This window comes from Massilia eburnea (genome assembly GCF_050709955.1).
Classification (GTDB): domain Bacteria; phylum Pseudomonadota; class Gammaproteobacteria; order Burkholderiales; family Burkholderiaceae_D; genus Rugamonas; species Rugamonas eburnea_A.
Genome location: NZ_JBNZFX010000001.1, coordinates 116,622 through 130,750, shown reverse-complemented (window position 1 = coordinate 130,750; position 14,129 = coordinate 116,622). Strand labels below are relative to the sequence as shown.

Annotated in this window: 11 protein-coding genes and 1 pseudogene; 6 read left to right on the top strand and 6 right to left on the bottom strand. The window is 62.9% G+C overall.

The genetic code is table 11. The features are described 5' to 3' along the window. Positions 1–23 precede the first annotated feature (23 nt). From aceK to ACQ4MM_RS00655, 4 genes and pseudogenes are all read left to right on the top strand, one after another. Positions 24–1,849: pseudogene (gene aceK, locus ACQ4MM_RS00670) on the top strand (bifunctional isocitrate dehydrogenase kinase/phosphatase). Continuing rightward, entirely contained in the window at positions 1,842–3,041 is a 1,200-nt protein-coding gene (locus tag ACQ4MM_RS00665) for an acetyl-CoA C-acyltransferase (RefSeq protein WP_431475548.1), read from the top strand. Before aceK ends, ACQ4MM_RS00665 begins: the two are co-directional and overlap by 8 nt. Positions 3,042–3,046: 5 nt before the next feature. Next, entirely contained in the window at positions 3,047–3,715 is a 669-nt protein-coding gene (locus ACQ4MM_RS00660) for an SDR family oxidoreductase (protein ID WP_431475547.1), read from the top strand. Between the two features lie 9 nt (positions 3,716–3,724). After that, a complete protein-coding gene (locus ACQ4MM_RS00655; RefSeq protein WP_431475546.1) occupies positions 3,725–4,852 on the top strand; it encodes an acyl-CoA dehydrogenase family protein in 1,128 nt (375 codons plus the stop codon). A gap of 12 nt (positions 4,853–4,864) precedes the next feature. Here ACQ4MM_RS00655 and ACQ4MM_RS00650 read toward each other — a convergent pair whose 3' ends face one another. Further along, the gene (locus tag ACQ4MM_RS00650) at positions 4,865–5,317 is read right to left on the bottom strand and encodes a tetratricopeptide repeat protein (protein ID WP_431475545.1); all 453 of its coding nucleotides are present in this window, start codon (positions 5,315–5,317) and stop codon (positions 4,865–4,867) included. A 168-nt stretch (positions 5,318–5,485) separates the two neighbouring features. Between ACQ4MM_RS00650 and ACQ4MM_RS00645 the strand changes: the two genes are divergently transcribed. Beyond that, positions 5,486–6,166, top strand: coding sequence for a response regulator transcription factor (locus tag ACQ4MM_RS00645; RefSeq protein WP_090435802.1), 681 nt, complete (start codon positions 5,486–5,488; stop codon positions 6,164–6,166). Positions 6,167–6,172: 6 nt separating this feature from the next. Here the strand turns inward: ACQ4MM_RS00645 and ACQ4MM_RS00640 are convergent, their stop codons facing one another. Next, complete coding sequence (locus tag ACQ4MM_RS00640; RefSeq protein WP_431475544.1) at positions 6,173–6,868, bottom strand: hypothetical protein; 696 nt, start codon at positions 6,866–6,868, stop codon at positions 6,173–6,175. Then, positions 6,868–7,743: a MipA/OmpV family protein gene (locus ACQ4MM_RS00635; protein ID WP_431475543.1), complete on the bottom strand. Its 876-nt coding sequence runs from the start codon at positions 7,741–7,743 to the stop codon at positions 6,868–6,870. Before ACQ4MM_RS00635 ends, ACQ4MM_RS00640 begins: the two co-directional genes overlap by 1 nt. Before the next feature lie 224 nt (positions 7,744–7,967). Here ACQ4MM_RS00635 and ACQ4MM_RS00630 point away from each other — a divergent pair, with 224 nt between their 5' ends. Next, a complete protein-coding gene (locus tag ACQ4MM_RS00630; RefSeq protein WP_431475542.1) occupies positions 7,968–9,272 on the top strand; it encodes an ATP-binding protein in 1,305 nt (434 codons plus the stop codon). On the opposite strand, the gene ACQ4MM_RS00625 is transcribed toward ACQ4MM_RS00630, so the two are convergent. The 3 genes from ACQ4MM_RS00625 to ACQ4MM_RS00615 form a co-directional block, all read right to left on the bottom strand. Next, positions 9,269–10,180, bottom strand: a complete 912-nt coding sequence (locus ACQ4MM_RS00625; protein WP_431475541.1) for a YihY/virulence factor BrkB family protein — start codon at positions 10,178–10,180, stop codon at positions 9,269–9,271. The genes ACQ4MM_RS00630 and ACQ4MM_RS00625 overlap by 4 nt on opposite strands. A gap of 86 nt (positions 10,181–10,266) precedes the next feature. Continuing rightward, a complete protein-coding gene (locus ACQ4MM_RS00620; protein ID WP_431475540.1) occupies positions 10,267–11,229 on the bottom strand; it encodes a S66 peptidase family protein in 963 nt (320 codons plus the stop codon). A 112-nt stretch (positions 11,230–11,341) separates the two neighbouring features. After that, a complete protein-coding gene (locus tag ACQ4MM_RS00615) occupies positions 11,342–14,098 on the bottom strand; it encodes a TonB-dependent receptor (protein ID WP_431475539.1) in 2,757 nt (918 codons plus the stop codon). Between the last annotated feature and the right edge of the window lie 31 nt (positions 14,099–14,129).

Genomic DNA, 14,129 nt, shown 5'->3' with positions numbered 1-14,129 from the left:
GCGGACATCGCCGCAAGGCCGCCATGATCCACGCCGCCTTCCCCAAGCTGCTGTCGTCGCAAATCGCGTTCGACATCGCGCGCACCATCCGCGAGGGGTTCGACAAGCACTACCGCCTGTTCCGGCAGGCGGCGCAGGCGGCCAAGCGGCATTTCGAGCTAGGCGACTGGGCGGTGGCCCAGCTCGCGGCGCGCGAACGGATCGACTTTTACGACAAGCGCGTGCTGGAATGCGTGCAGATGCTGGAGGACGAGTACGATCCGTCCGAGCTGACCGATGAAGTGTGGCGCGAACTCAAGCTGCACTACATCGGCATGCTGTCCGGCCACAAGCAGCCGGAGCTGGCGGAGACCTTCTTCAACTCGGTGTGCTGCAATATCCTGCACCGCTCCTACTTCCACAACGAGTTCATTTTCGTGCGCCCGGGTGGTGTCGACCGAGTACATCGACACGGAAGAAGTTGCACCGACCTACCGCGTGTACTATCCGGGCCAGGATGGCCTGACCTTCACGCTCAAGCGCATCGTCACCAACTTCCAGCTCAACACCCCGTTCGCCAACCTGTCGCGCGACGTGGCGCTGGTGGAAGAGCGGCTGTCCGACCTGTTCGGCGAGCTGGAACCGACATGCGCAGATCCAGATCCTGTCCAGCCTGTTCTTCCGCAACAAGGGCGCCTACATCGTGGGCCGCGCCATCAACGGCAGCCGCGAGTTGCCTTTCGTGGTGCCCATTCTTCACAATAAGAACAGGCAACTGGTGCTGGACGCGGTGCTGACGGAGCAGCAGGATATCGTGCTGCTGTTCTCGTTCACGCGCGCCTACTTCCTGGTCGACATGGAAGTGCCGTCGGCCTATGTGCAGTTCCTGCGCAACCTGCTGCCGCTCAAGCCGCGCAGCGAGATCTACACCATCCTCGGCCTGCAGAAGCAGGGCAAGAATGCCTTCTACCGCGACTACCTGCAACACCTGAAGCATTCGTCCGACCTGTTCGAAATTGCGCCCGGCATCCGCGGCCTGGTGATGCTGGTGTTCGCGCTGCCGTCCTTCCCGTATGTGTTCAAGGTGATCAAGGATTTTTATCCGGCGCCGAAGGAAACCACGCGCGAGCAGATCAAGGGCAAGTACCTGCTGGTGAAGCACCACGACCGTGTCGGCCGCATGGCCGACACGCTGGAATACTCCAACGTCGCCTTCCCGCGCAACCGCTTCAGCGAAGAGCTGGTGATGGAGCTGAAACACTTCGCGCCATCGCTGATCGAAGAAGAAGGCGACCAGCTGGTGATCAAGCACCTGTACATCGAACGCCGCATGGTGCCGCTGAATATGTTCCTGTCGCACGCCGATGAAGTGGGCGATGATGCGGCGATGGAACACGGCATCATCGAATACGGCAACGCCATCAAGGACCTGGTGGCCGCCAATATCTTCCCGGGCGACATGCTGTACAAGAACTTCGGCGTCACCCGTCACAAGCGTGTCGTTTTCTACGACTACGATGAAATTGAATATCTCACGGACTGCAACTTCCGTGTGATTCCGGCACCGCGCAACGAGGAGGACGAAATGTCCGCCGAGCCGTGGTACCCGATCGGAAAGCACGACGTGTTTCCCGAGCAGTTCGACAAGTTCCTGCTCGGGAACGCGAAAATCCGAAAATACTTTATGAAGCACCACGCCGACCTGCTCTCGCCTCACTGGTGGGCAAAGAAAAAAGAGCTGATCGCCAGTGGCGTCATTGAGGACGTGTTCCCGTATCCCCAGCACGTCCGTTTCCGCAACCGCGATTCGCTGCCAGAGGCAGCGAAGCATGCAGCACCTTCCCTTTTGGAGACCTTTGAAAATGAATGACCCTATCGTAATCGTCGGCGCAGCCCGTACCCCAATGGGTGCCTTCCAGAGCGACTTCGCCAGCCTCAGCGCCAATGACCTGGGCGCCGTGGCCATCAAGGCCGCCGTCGAACGCGCAGGCATCAAGCCGGAAGCCGTCGAACACGTCTACTTCGGCAACTGCCTGATGGCAGGCCAGGGCCAGGCTCCTGCACGCCAGGCTTCCATCAAGGCCGGCCTGCCGGTTTCCGCCGGCGCCGTGACCCTGTCCAAGATGTGCGGCTCCGCCATGCAGGCAGCGATCTTCGCCTACGACGCCATCGCCGCCGGTTCGGCTGAAGTGATCGTGGCCGGCGGCATGGAATCCATGACCAACGCGCCTTACCTGATTCCCAAGGCACGCGGCGGCTACCGCATCGGCCACGGCATGATGTTCGACCACATGATGTACGACGGCCTGGAAGACGCTTACACGCGCGACGCCAAGACCGGCCAGGGCCGCTCCATGGGCACCTTCGCCGAACAGTGCTCGGCCGCCTACAAGTTCACCCGCGAAGCGCAGGACAATTTCGCCATCGAATCCGTCAAGCGCGCACAGGCGGCCCAGGCTTCCGGCGCCTTCAACTGGGAAATCACGCCAGTGACCGTGTCCGGCCGCGCCGGCGACGTGGTGATCGACAAGGATGAAGGCCCGCTGAAGGCCAAGATCGACAAGATCCCGGCGCTGAAGCCAGCCTTCGCCAAAGACGGCACCATCACCGCCGCATCGTCCTCCTCGATCAACGACGGCGCCGCCGCCCTGGTCATGATGCGCGAATCCACCGCCAGGAAGCTGGGCGCCAACGTGATCGCCAAGATCACCGGCCACGCGACCAACTCCCTGGTGCCGGAACAGTTCACCACCGCTCCGGTAGGCGCGATCCAGAAGCTGCTGGCCAAGACCGGCTGGAAAGTCAGCGACGTTGACCTGTTCGAGATCAACGAAGCCTTCGCCGCCGTACCGATGGCAGCGATGCACGACCTGGACATTCCGCACAGCAAGGTGAACGTGCACGGCGGCGCATGCGCCCTGGGCCACCCGATCGGCGCCACCGGCGCGCGCATTATCACCACCCTGATCGGCGCATTGAAAGCCAAGGGCGGCAAGAAGGGCGTGGCGGCACTGTGCATCGGCGGCGGCGAAGCCACCGCCATGGGCATCGAGCTGGTATAAGCAGGATGGCGCTGGCACTGGTTATCGGCGCCTCGCGCGGCATCGGCCTGGAACTGGTTCGCCAGTACCTGGCCGATGGCTGGCGCGTGATCGCCACGGCGCGCAGTAAGGAAGATGTCGCCATGCTGGCCGAAATGGGTGCCGAAGCCCATAAGCTGGATGTAACGAACGTGGAAGCCGTGGCCGGCATGGGCTGGAAACTCGATGGCGAAGAGCTGGATGTCGCCATCCTGAATGCCGGCGTGTATGGCCCGCGCACCGACGGCTTCCCGATGCAGACGGATTTTGACGCCGTCATGCACATCAACGTGCTGGGCGCGATGCGGCTGCTGCCGATCATCGCGCCGCTGGTATGCGCCGCGCGCGGCAAGCTGGCTGTGATGTCGTCGCGCATGGGTTCCCTCAGCGAACGCCAGGGTTCCTCCGGCTCGCTGTACCGCGCCAGCAAGGCGGCATTGAACTCCGTGCTGGTCGACACCGCCCACCAGTTCGGCCCGCAAGGCGCCACCTGCGTGGCCCTGCACCCGGGCTGGGTGCGCACCGAGATGGGCGGCGCCGGCGCCGCGCTGTCGGTGGAAGAAAGCGTGCGCGGACTGCGCAAGGTGCTGGCCGAACTGCCAGCGTCCGAACAAGCCGTCTACCGAGACTACGACGGTTCAACCATTGGCTGGTAAAACTAGAACATGATCCTCAACGAACAACACGAAATGATCCGCGACGCGCTGCGCGCGTTTTCGCAGGAGCGCCTGGCGCCCAACGCAGCGCGCTGGGACAAGGAGCAGCACTTCCCGAAAGAAGAGCTGAAAGAGCTGGCGGCACTGGGCGCCTTCGGCGTCGCCGTGCCGGAAGAACTGGGCGGCGCAGGCCTCGATTACGTGTCGCTGGCGTTGGTGCTGGAAGAAATCGCGGCCGGCGATGGCGGCACCTCCACCGTGATCTCCGTGAACAACTGCCCGGTGTGCAGCATCGGCATGATGTACGCCAACGAACAGCAAAAGCAGCAGTGGCTGCGCCCCCTGGCGCAAGGCGAGATGCTGGGCGCCTTCGCCCTGACCGAACCGCACACCGGCAGCGATGCCGCCGCCCTGCGCACCAGCGCCGTCCGCGACGGCGATGACTTCATCATCAACGGCACCAAGCAGTTCATCACCTCCGGCAAACATGCCGACGTGGCAATCGTGTTTGCGGTGACCGACAAGGCCGCCGGCAAGAAGGGCATCAGCGCGTTCTGGGTGCCGACCAATACGCAGGGCTACATCGTGGCCGGCATCGAGCACAAGATGGGCCAGCACTCGTCGGACACCGCACAGATCCTGTTCGAGAATTGCCGCGTGCCGGCCGCCAACATGATCGGCGAAGCGGGCCAGGGCTACAAGATCGCCCTGTCCGGCCTGGAAGGCGGCCGTATCGGCATCGCCTCGCAATCGGTTGGCATGGCGCGCTCCGCGTTTGAAGCGGCGCTGAAATACGCGCGTGAACGCGAATCGTTCGGCAAGCCGATTTTCGAGCACCAGTCGGTACAGTTCAAGCTGTCGGAAATGGCGATGCAACTGGAAGCCGCACGCCAGCTGATCTGGCACGCCGCCGCGCTGAAGGACGCCGGCCAGCCATGCCTGAAAGAGGCAGCGATGGCCAAGCTGTTCGCCTCCGAAATGGCGGAACGCGTCTGCTCCGACGCAATCCAGATCCACGGCGGCTACGGCTACACCGCGGACTTCCCGGTGGAACGCATCTACCGCGACGTGCGCGTGTGCCAGATCTACGAAGGCACCAGCGACATCCAGAAGCTGCTGATCGCCCGCGCACTGTGATGGCGGCGGGAGCTACGGCTCCCGTTTTGGCGATTGTTGCGGCTGCGCTGAACAATCGCCGAGACGATCCAGGCTCTCTTGCGCCTTCGCCATGCCATTCTGGATTGCCATCGCGAACCAATATTTCGCTTCGGTGCACTTGCCCGGCCTCGACGTGCCTAGCGTGCGAACACCCAGGTTATATTGGGTCTGTACATGACCATTTAACGCCGCCTTCCTGAACCAATAATAGGCGGCATCACGATCCCTGGTTGTGAAATCATAAAAAAATCCCAGCCTGGCCGCTGCCTCATTGTCACCGGTATTGGCTTTTCTGATTAGTTCATCCCGTTGCGACTCAGTCAGTTCGAAGGTGGAATTGGCAGAAATCGGTTCCCCTTGTTTGTGCCGGCTCTCCTTGGCGGCTACGTCCGGAGCAAACAAGCTCACTGCGGACAGCACTGCGATCATTGGCGTCAGTTTCACCAGGCAGGACCTCAACGATAATAAAAATGCAGCTATTATCGGAGATCCAGCGGGCGCACAGGCGCTTGTCCGGCAATTTCGTCTGTTTGTAACAGTTTGTCGGATTTCAAGTGCATATATGCCATGTGCTTGTAGCTCTTATAAAATGTCCGCCACAAGGAGAAAGACATGGTTCAAGTGATGTTGGTGGAAGACGATGAGCGCCTGGCCGAACTGGTCACGGAGTACCTGGCGGGCTACGAGTTCAAGGTCGACGTGGTGCCACGCGGCGATGAGGCGCTGTCGCGCTTCAAGGCGTCCAGCCCCGACGTCGTGGTGCTGGACCTGATGTTGCCCGGCATGGATGGCATGAAGGTCAGCCAGCAGATCCGCGAAGTCAGCGACGTGCCGATCCTGATCATGACCGCCCGCGAGGACTCCTACGACGAGGTGTCGCTGCTGGAACAGGGCGCCGATGATTTCATCAACAAGCCGGTCCAGCCGCGCGTGCTGCTGGCACGCCTGCGCGCGCTGCTGCGCCGCCGCCAGGGCAAGCCGGAGGTGGACCATCTGAGCTTCGGCCAGTTGAGCATTGCCACCAGCGACCGTTCAGTCACCTGGCGTGGCCAGCCTTGCCCCCTGTCGAATACCGAGTACAAGCTGCTGCTGGTATTGGCGGAATCGGCCGGCACTGTGCTGTCGCGCGATGCGCTGCTGAAAACCATGCGCGGCATCGAGTTCGATGGGCTGGACCGCTCGATCGATAATTCGATTTCGAAGCTGCGCCGCAAGTTCGACGATACCGATGGCGAGAAGATCAAGACCGTCTGGGGCGAGGGCTATTTGTTCTCGCCTTCGGCCTGGAATTAAGACCGTCTATTCAAACAGCGGGGCGATCGCCAGCGGCGTATTCTGGCTGACGACCTGGCCCTGCGCAGACCAGTCGGCGAAGCGGTACGTGGCGGTGCGGTACGTGCCAAGCGTTTCGCCGTCGAAGGCGGGTCCATCCACCACCGGCAGTGGCGCTTCGCGCAGCCCATATTTCGCCTGCACCAGCGCATCGGCGCGATTCCCGAACACAAAGCGCACACCGGCGCACTTCCTGGAACCGTAGGAAGAATCGATGTAGCGCTGGTAGGCCAGCGCCTGTTCGCATGCTGCCTGCAGGTCGGCCGATTCGTAGATGCCGTCGTTGCGCGCAATGATCGACACGCGCGGGGCAAAGCGGTAGCCGGCCATGCGGCGGTTCAGCGCCAGCACGGCGTTATCGTCATAGGCCGCCTTCAGCAGCGGGAACACGGCGCGGCCGGTCGCATCCAGCGGCAGGTTAAGCTGGGTATTCTTGCCGGTCAAGGTCAAGTACAGCCCTTCCAGCGTGGCCGACGGATCGCGCGGCCGGACTTCATAATGGATCTGCAGGAAATTCTTCGGTTTGCCGTATTTGGCAAACACCACCATCTGCTTGTAGGCGTCGCGATAGCTGACCCACTCCTCCTGCGCCTGGGCGGCACAGCTCACCACCGCCAGGCATATAGCCGGCAGCGTGGTGCGGAGCAGGGTCAGGGTCTTCATCAGAATCGGTAAGCCAGGGCAGTTGAAACGGAATAGTTGGTAGCCCGCTCGACCAGCGGACTGTCCTTTGCGTCGCCGACCAGGCGGTTGACGGTGGCGCCGGATGTCAGCATCCAGCTTGGGCTCAACGCCCAGTTCCAGCGCACGCCGGCACGCACGTCCTGAACGCCGGCGCCGGGACGGTAGGAGCCCTTCGCGCCGGAGCGCTCGGCTTCTTCCTCGGTCACGCCGAACCAGGTCTCGTTGTAGGCGCGGTTGACCACGGATACCCCGGCCGACAGCACGAAGGTATGGTGCGGAACCACGTCTTCCATCATGTACTGCAAGGCGGTATGCAGGCGCGCGCCATTGCGGTCCCTGCCGCTGCCATACGTCAGGGTATTGGTCAGGCGCAGCTTGGGCGACAGGTAATAGTTGAAGAAGCCGCCCGCCAGGACGCGGCGCTTGACCGTATCCATATTGCGCAGCCGGTTGGCGTCGATTTCCTCGCTTTCATTGAACTCGCCAGGGCGAAAGCTGGTGTGGGCCATGCGTGCGCCGGAACCCTCGGACACGCCGCTGAAGCTGAAGGAGACGCCATCCTGGTCGCGGCGCGGCGACAGCGCCAGCATCGGGCCGAATTCCATCGATGGCGACTGCGACAGGTGCCAACCGAGGGCGGTGCCGGATACAAAAACGCCGTTGCTCCACTGGACCTGCAGTACCGGCATGGCCAGGGTGCGCTGATCGCGCGAACCGTCGTAACGGGGAACGGACTGGGCGCCAATACCAATATACATATCCCGGCTGCCGTCGGGCATCGGGTTGGTGGCCGGCGTCTGCGCAGCGACGCTGCTGCAGATGCCGGCAATGGCGAGGAACAGATACTGTCGCATATCAAAGGTGTACGGTTGGGAATGGCGGACATTGTAATTGCAATACCCTCCCAGGCCGCGAAAACGCTCAGCTCCCTATCTCAAATTCGTTGCGAATTCACCCAAGCGGTAGCGTAATCATATAAAAAGAGGCCGCCGAAAACCGCCCTGAGCTGTACGCTTTTTGTCGGAAATTTGTACGTCCGGTTCGCCGCCGGCCCTTGTTTCTTATACAATGCGCCTTGATGAATCGCCTGTTCTTCCGTTTTTTCATACTGGTGATGCTGTCCATCAGTGCGGCGGCATTCATCGTCTATTTCACGATCAACCGCCTGTTTGGCGACCCCCTCGACTCGATTGCGCGGCGCCAGGCCGCGGCCCAGATCTTCCTCCTCGAGCAGTACATCGACCAGGCGCCGGCCGACCAGTGGCTGGACCGCCTGAACAAGGTGCGCGAGGTTTCCGGCGTGCGCTTCGAACTGGTGCCGCTGGGCGACATGCGACGCCAGCTGTCCGGCATCGACGCGGCAGGCTTCGAGCGCGGCGACGTGGTGCTGGATATCAGGCGCAAGGCGTTCTACCGGCGCGTAGACCTGGTGGGCGAGCGCTATATCGGCAGCAACGAGGAGGCGCTGGTGGCGCAGGACCTGCCGATCGATATCGGTTTTGCGCTGTCGATGGAGGCGGTGCGCTACCTGATCGTGGCCCTGGTGCTGCTGATTCCGATTGCGGCATGGTCACGGGCCCACTGGCAGGGGCTGCAGCAGCTGTCCGACGTGGCGGACCGCTTCGGCGGCGGCGAACTGGGAGCGCGGGCGCATATGGAGCCCAAGGACAGCATTTACCCGCTGGCGGAGCGCATCAACCACATGGCCGACCGCATCGAACGCCTGCTCGATTCGCAGCGCAACCTGCTGCACTCGGTGGGGCACGAAATCCGCACCCCGATCGCACGGCTGGAATTTGCGCTGGAGCTGCTGCGCGATGCGGCGGAAAACCCGGCGCTGGACAAACGCATCAACGCCATGGAAGGCGACCTGCGTGAGCTGAAAGAACTGGTCAACGAGCTGCTTGGCATGACCCGCCTGGATGCCGATCCGCACCTCGAGCGGCGTTCGTTCGATCTGGGCTCGGCCCTGGCCCATTGCCGCGAGACCCTGCCGCCGTCCGAAGGCATGCTGCTGGAAATGGAGCTGGGCACCACCCTCGGCCAGTTCAGCGGCGACCAGCGCTTGCTGGAACGGGCCGTCGGCAACCTGCTGCGCAATGCGCTCAAATACGGCGCACGTTCGGTACGCCTGGGCGCGGCGCGCACCGGCAGCGTGGTGCAGGTGGTGGTCGAGGATGATGGTCCCGGCATCCCGCACGCCGAGCGCGAACGCATCTTCGAACCCTTCTACCGGCTGGACCGCAGCCGCGACCGCAATACCGGCGGCTTTGGTTTAGGGCTATCAATCGCGCGCAAAGCGGTACAACTGCACGGCGGCACCCTGGTGGCTGGCAGCTCCGCGCTGGGCGGGGCGCGCTTCACGATTACCCTGCCCGCCTAACAGGCAGTCTTGGTCTGCAGGCGGTGCGGCGCCTTGTTCTGCTCTCCGCGGCCGACCCGTTCGAACTCCGAAATGACCTGTGCGCCGAACAGCAGCAGGGTGGCGCCGATCTCCAGGCTGAACATGACGACGATGGCGGTGGTCATCGAGCCGTACACCAGGTTCACCTGCGACAGGGTGGTGAAGTACCAGACCAGCACATGGCGCGCGATTTCCCACAGCGCGGTGGCGGTGGCGCCGCCGACCAGGGCATGCGAAAGGGACAGGCGGCCAACCGGCATCACCAGGTAGATGGAGCTCAGCATGAGCACTTCGCCGGACAGGCCCAGCATATACAGCAGCACGCCGGACAAGCCATGCAGCGACCATTCATAGCCGAACAGGTGCACGCTTTCCTCGCCGATCACTTGCAGGCTGCCGGCGACGAGGGTCATCACCAGGGCGCCGATGCCCAGGAACAGGATATAGCAATAAGGCAGGACGGCCGAGACCAGGTAATGGCGGCGGCGCACCTTGGCGCGATGCAGGAAGATGAAGCACATGGCGTTTTCCAGCACCGAGAAGGCCAGGGAGCTGAAGAACAGCATCGCCAGCACCAGCGCCCAGCCCACCAGTTCGCGGTGGTCGAGGAAATGGCCGACCTCGGCCACCACCGCCTGCGCCTGGCCGGGAATCAGCCATTCGAGGTAGCGGCCGATAATCTGCAGCAGTTCCTGCTGCGGAATGATGTGGGAAAGCGCCACCACCACCAGCATCAGCAGGGGGACGATGGACAGCAGCGAGTAATAGGCCACGGCGCCGGCCAGCAGCAGCCCCTGGTTGGCCCTAAAACCCTTCAGGCACTGGAGGGCGAAGTCCAGGGGATGCGCCAGCACAAAAGCCACCGCCCTGTGCTTGAGTATTCGCATCGCCCCATTCTACGCCGAAGTCGAAATGTCCACTTTCGTTCCTGCCGGGTCGCCGTACCGCCCCAAAGTGGACATTTGTCGCTGCACTAGGAGACTGCGGGTTCGAGCAGGGTGAGGGTCTGGCGTTCGGTGTCGAGGCGGGCGCGGATGCCCATCGGGAGCGTGAACTGATGGCGGATGTGGCCGAAGCTGTAACCGGTGACGGCAGGTACTTTTAAGGGCTTGAGGTGCTGGTCGGTAGTTTCGTCCAGCGTCAGGGAAATGTCGCTGTCCTGCGGGCCGCAGTTTTCGCAGATGCCGAGCATGACGCCGGCGGCCCGGTCGAATTTCTGGTTGAGGTGGAGCTGCATCAGCATGCGGTCGATCCGATACGGCGCTTCATTCACCTCTTCCAGGAACAGGATGCCGCCCTTGTAATTGCTGGCGTACTCGGTGCCGGCCAGGGCGCTGACCAGGCACAGGTTGCCGCCAGTCAGCGGTCCTTCGCACACGCCCGGCACCACCGTGCGCAGCGCGTAGTGCGGCTCTTCTTCTGCCTTGCGGCTGTTTTCCAGCGCCATCGGGATCGTGTATTGCTCTTGCGGGTGCATCAGCACGTTCGACAGCTGGGTCACCGTATAGTCGGAGAAGGTGGAGGACGCTACCGGGCCGTGGAACGTCACCAGTCCCACCTTGTTCTGGATCGCCAGGTGCAGCGCGGTAATGTCGGAGTAGCCGATCAGGATCTTGGGATTGCGGCGGATCAGCTCGTAGTCGAGCTGCGCCAACAGCTGGATGCAGCCGGAGCCGCCGCGAATCGCCCAGATCGCCGCGACGTCGGGATCGGCAAACATGGCGTGCAGGTCTTCCAGCCGCTGCTGGGGCAATCCTCCGTAGTTGCCGTACACCGCTTCCAGGTTGCGGCCCAGCTTGACGTGCAAACCCAGCGATTCGATGTTCTTGATGGCCTTGGCAATCGCCGGGGCATCGGTATGGCCGCCAGGGGCGATCAGTCCCACGGTATCGCCCGCTTTCAGGCGTGGTGGCTTGACCAGGGCGGTTTTCTTCATGGTTGGCTTTCCGGAAACAGGACGGCCGCCGGCCGCTGCCGACACCCGAGGGAGCGCGGCAGCGGCCAGGGCGGCCGCCACGATTCGGCCAAAACTGCGCCGGGTAATCACATCAGTAGAACTTGTATTTCAAGTTCAGTGCGAAGGAGCGTCCGCGGCCGTCGGCCACGCGCGGGTCCCAGCCAGCGCCCACCACTTCGTCCACATTGTGGGCGGTGAACGGTGGATCGGTATCGAACAGGTTCTGGATGCCGGCCGTGATCGTCGTGTTCTTGAAGCCCGTGTAGGTGCCCGAGATGCCGAAGATGCTGTAGTGCTTGATCGTCGGGTCGAAGCCGGCCGGCGGCGTGCCCTTGCCGCGGTTCGGCACCTGGTCGGCGTAATGCGAAGCGAATCTGTTGTTGAACAGTACACTCCAGTCGCCGCGCGACACCGTCAGGCCGGCATTGTGCTTCCAGCGCAGGTAAACGTCGCGGGTGGCGAACTGCCCCACTTGCTCGACGAACGGCTGGCCTTCGAACTCGGCGAACTTGAAGGACTGCATCCAGGTGCCATCCAGGGTGGCGCTGGTCTTGTAGCCGCCGAACTTGGCGTCGTAACGCAGGCCGATGTCGAGGCCGCGGGTTTTCAGGCCGGCGGCGTTGATCCAGCCCGCTTCCACGTGGTCGATCACGCCGGTCTGCGGATTGCGGATGATGTAGTCGTTCAGGTATTGCCAGTTCCTCAGCACCACCAGCGGCGTGCGGTTCAGGATGCGGTCCGTGACATTGATGGCCCAGTAGTCCAGCGAGGCGGTAAAGCCGGTGAACGGTGCCACCACCATGCCAAGCGTGCCTTGCTTCGAGGTTTCAGGTTTCAGGCTCGGATTGCCGCCGGAGAAGTAGTTCAGGCGCGGAATCGCGCAAAAGGCCGGGTCGCCTGGATGCTTGGCACAGCCTTCCTGGTCGATAGCGCCGTTTGGCAGTTCGCCCAGCAGGCGGCCCGAGTAAAGCTGGGTGAAGCTGGGGGCCAGGAAGCCTTCCGAGGCCGAGCCGCGGAACATCAGGCTCGGCGACGGCTGCCAGCGGAACGATACTTTCGGGTTGGTGGTCGAGCCGAACACCGAATAATGGTCGCGGCGCACCGCCAGTTGCACTTCCAGGTCCTTGATGACCGGGATAATCATCTCGGCGTACACGGCCTTCACGTTGCGGCTGACCCGGTCCTGGTTGGCATTGCCCGGCGCCAGCAGCAGCTTGCCCGCATCCACATCCTGGGCAAACTCATAGCTTTCCTTGCGCAAGTCGAGGCCGGCCGCCATCAATACCGCCCCTGCGGGAAGCTGGAAGACTTCGCCCGAGATCGAGCCGTCGAGCTGGGTCATGGTGGTCTTGCCGTGCTGCAGGCGGCCACGGAATTTGGTCGATTCGACCAGGCTCATGGCCTCGTCGGTCTGGCTTTGGCCCGGCAACAGCCATGGGTTGATCTTGCCGCTGCCAAGGGCGGAGTAAATCTGGCTGGTCCAGCCGTAACCGTCGATCAGGTCGGTCTTGGTGGTGCTCTGGGCGCGCGACAGGCCGATTTTGTAGTCGTATTTCCCGGCCAGCATGCCTTCCAGCCCGATCAGGCCGCGCAGGTTCTCGGTCACGTTGTCCTGGGTGCGGTTGCCCCATGGCGTCGAGCGCCATTTATACGCGATCGGCTTGGTCTTGTCGTATGCCGGGATGAACTGCGTCAGGTCGAGGTAATACGGGCCATTGGCCGGGTAGGCGCCACCGTTAGCCAGGCTGGCCGAGATCTGCACCGGGGTCAGTTCGGCAGTCGCCTTGGTGCGCGAGCCCAACAGCTCGGCGAACAGCTTGTGCTCAGGGCTCAGCTGGAAAGTCGCGCGCGATACGGCATTGGTGCGTTCGACCGGGAAGCTGATGACGTAATCCGCGCCGTAGTCGTAGGTGCAGGAGTAGCGGGTGTTGGCCGGGGCGGTCACGTCTCGCCACAGGTCGGTCTGGTACTGCGACATGCCGGCAATGCTGTCGCACTTGCCCTGGAAGCTCAGCGGGCTGGCTTGCAGGTAGGTGGTGTTGTCGCCCGGGACCTTGAAGCCACTACCCAGGGCCGTGCCGGCCCCACTCAGGACGTTAGCATACGGCGTGCCGGTGGTGTCCGGCGACAGGCCGCGTTGCGGCTGGTAGCCGTTGACGAAATCGCGCTGCCTGGAAGACAGCTTGTCGTCCACGTCGTGCGTCACGCTGGCCATCACGTTCCAGCCTTGTTCGGCGAGATTGCCGACACCGCCCAGCAAGGAGTAGCGGCGCTGCATGCCGCCGCCGGCTTCGGTGGCGTTGTAGCTCACGCTGGCTTCAATGCCGGTGTAATCCGTCCTCAGGATGAAATTGACCACGCCGCCAATTGCATCGGTACCATAGATTGCGGAAGCGCCGTCCTTCAGGATTTCCACGCGCTGGATCGCGCCCAGCGGGATCGAGTTCAGGTCGACCGCCTTGCCGGAGGCGCCGTGATTGCCGACGCGACGGCCGTTCAGCAGCACCAGGGTGGCGTTCGGGCCCAGGCCGCGCAGGGAAGCGAAGGAGGCGCCGCCGGAAACCCGGTCGGCATCGGCGCCGAACACGTTATTCCCGGAGGTCATATTGTCGGCGCCGGTGCCGTTCGAGGCAATGCTGCGCAGCAGGTCCTGGGTGTTGGTGATGCCGGCTTTCTGGATGGCGTCGAAGGTGATGACCTGGACTGGCAGGGCGCCTTCCGCCGCCACGCGCTTGATGCTGGAACCTGTGATTTCCACGCGCTGCATGGGCGGCGCGGCTTCCTGTGCCATTGCTGGACTGACTGCCCCGATCAGCGCAATGAGTTGCGCCAGCTTCTTAATCTTCACTAGCCTCTCCTGGTACAAGTGTGTGTTTCAG

Bases quoted from the DNA above. Each gene is read 5' to 3' on its own strand.
- ACQ4MM_RS00660 (WP_431475547.1), top strand. From the start codon at position 3,047: ATGGCGCTGGCACTGGTTATCGGCGCCTCGCGCGGCATCGGCCTGGAA.
- ACQ4MM_RS00635 (WP_431475543.1), bottom strand. From the start codon at position 7,743: ATGCGACAGTATCTGTTCCTCGCCATTGCCGGCATCTGCAGCAGCGTC.
- ACQ4MM_RS00625 (WP_431475541.1), bottom strand. From the start codon at position 10,180: ATGCGAATACTCAAGCACAGGGCGGTGGCTTTTGTGCTGGCGCATCCC.
- ACQ4MM_RS00645 (WP_090435802.1), top strand. From the start codon at position 5,486: ATGGTTCAAGTGATGTTGGTGGAAGACGATGAGCGCCTGGCCGAACTG.
- ACQ4MM_RS00640 (WP_431475544.1), bottom strand. From the start codon at position 6,868: ATGAAGACCCTGACCCTGCTCCGCACCACGCTGCCGGCTATATGCCTG.
- ACQ4MM_RS00620 (WP_431475540.1), bottom strand. From the start codon at position 11,229: ATGAAGAAAACCGCCCTGGTCAAGCCACCACGCCTGAAAGCGGGCGAT.
- ACQ4MM_RS00655 (WP_431475546.1), top strand. From the start codon at position 3,725: ATGATCCTCAACGAACAACACGAAATGATCCGCGACGCGCTGCGCGCG.
- ACQ4MM_RS00665 (WP_431475548.1), top strand. From the start codon at position 1,842: ATGAATGACCCTATCGTAATCGTCGGCGCAGCCCGTACCCCAATGGGT.
- ACQ4MM_RS00630 (WP_431475542.1), top strand. From the start codon at position 7,968: ATGAATCGCCTGTTCTTCCGTTTTTTCATACTGGTGATGCTGTCCATC.